This window comes from Paraburkholderia sp. BR10937 (assembly GCF_040965695.1).
Lineage (GTDB): Bacteria > Pseudomonadota > Gammaproteobacteria > Burkholderiales > Burkholderiaceae > Paraburkholderia.
The window spans coordinates 1-1964 of the sequence record NZ_JBFRCL010000131.1; the positions used below are offsets into that span (position 1 = coordinate 1).

1 protein-coding gene is annotated in these 1964 nt (G+C 62.6%); it reads left to right on the forward strand.

The features are described 5' to 3' along the window. Positions 1-397: 397 nt before the first annotated feature. Positions 398-1906, forward strand: coding sequence for a group II intron reverse transcriptase/maturase (gene ltrA, locus AB4Y44_RS42245; protein WP_342925502.1), 1509 nt, complete (start codon positions 398-400; stop codon positions 1904-1906). Positions 1907-1964 lie beyond the last annotated feature (58 nt).

Genomic DNA, 1964 nt, shown 5'->3' on the forward strand with positions numbered 1-1964 from the left:
GCGTCCGTGCGCCGGTCAAAACCGGCAAGGTGTTGTGAATGAAAGAGTCATACGTTGAAGGCCTAGCCAGCCACGACGGCCTCGAGTCATGCGTGTACGTCCGTAAGGGCGTAGGCGAAGCGTTGGCAGAGGTACGCATGGGCCAGGTATTGAGCTGCGAAATCCATTCCCCGCGCCGAAAGGCACGGGCTGATCGGGGTGCCGAGGCACTGGACGCTTGCCGAAAGCCACACCGGGATTGCCGTATTGGCAAGGCGATCCCGGACCCCGCGCGGTCGGAGACCCTGAGCACGTGCGGAAACACCTTGCACGGGAACCGGGAGATCCCGCGCCCTACTACGTCGCGCTGGGAAGCGTCGGAAGTAGTGCGCATCGTGAAGCCAGAGGGCGTACGACGATGAGCTACGGGCACGGGAAGTCGGACTGCTGCGTAGTACCGCAGAAGCTGCCGAACAAAGTCGGGGATGAAACTCCCTCGACGGCGGAGGTGGTGGAGGGAAGGCGGCAGGCCAAGGGCAATGCAGTCGCAGCGCGCATGTCCCGCAGATTGGGGCGGGAATATGACATGGGAACGGCGCTCGACGGCATACGACAGACGGCCAAAGGCCGACCGGGTGCGAAGTTCACCACCCTGATGCATCACATCTACGCGGACGACCGCCTGCGGGCAGCCTACCTTGCGCTTAAGCGCAAGGCGGCAGCTGGCGTGGACGGCGAGACGTGGCAGTCGTACGGACTGGACCTGGAAGCGCGACTTCTGGACCTGTCCGACCGGCTGGCCCGAGGGGCCTACCGGCCCCAGCCTGTCAGACGCGTGTACATCGACAAGGCAGACGGCAGCAAGCGCCCGCTGGGCGTGCCGGCGCTGGAGGACAAGCTCGTTCAGCTTGCCACGGTCGAGGTACTCAACGCGATCTACGAGCAGGACTTCGTCGGGTTCAGTTACGGCTTCCGCCCCGGCAAGAGTGCGCACAACGCTCTCGATGCCGTGAGCGTGGGTATCGAGCGCAGGAAAGTGAGGTGGATACTCGATGCGGACATCAGCAAGTTCTACGACACAATCGAACACGACTGGCTGATCAAATTCATCGAGCACCGGGTGGCGGACACGCGGGTGGTGCGGCTCATCAAGAAATGGCTGCACGCTGGCGTGCTGGAAGACGGCACGTTGACGCAGAGTGAGATAGGTACAGTTCAGGGCGGTAGTATCTCGCCACTGTTGGCGAACGTCTACCTCCACTATGCGTTCGACTTGTGGGTGAAGCAGTGGCGTGCGCGGCACGCCGAAGGCGACATGATCATGGTGCGGTATGCCGATGACTGGGTCGCGGGTTTCCAGTCCGTGAGGGACGCTGGGCGCTTCCAGCGTGCGGTAACCGAAAGGCTGGGCCGCTTCGGCTTGAAGCTGCATGAGAGCAAGACGCGGCTGATTGAGTTTGGGCGTTTCGCCCGCGAAAACTGCCGACGTCGCGACGGGAGCAAGCCGCAGACATTCGACTTCCTGGGCTTCACGCATTGCTGCGGAAAGTCCCGCAAAGGGAAGTTCGCGATAGTGCGATTGACTAGTGCCAAGCGAATGCGGGCCAAGCTGCTGGCAGTAAAAGAGGAACTGCGCCGGCGTATGCATCAGACCATCGCAGAGCAGGGACGTTACCTGCGGGCGGTAGTGAACGGGCATACGCGCTACTTCGGGGTGCCCCGTAACGGCACGCGCATCGGGCAGTTCCGTCAAGCTGTTGGTCGACTGTGGTTCCGCACGCTGCGCCGTCGAAGCCAGAAGCATCGCCTGACGAGTCAGCGCATGAATCGGCTCGCAGCGCACTGGCTACCCCTCGTCCATATCTGCCACCCCTATCCGAGTCAGCGTCTGATCGTCACGACCCAAGGCAGGAGCCGTATGCGGTAGCTCCGCACGTACGGATCTGTGGAGGGGGTGATGGGTGACCATCGTTCCTACTCCGACC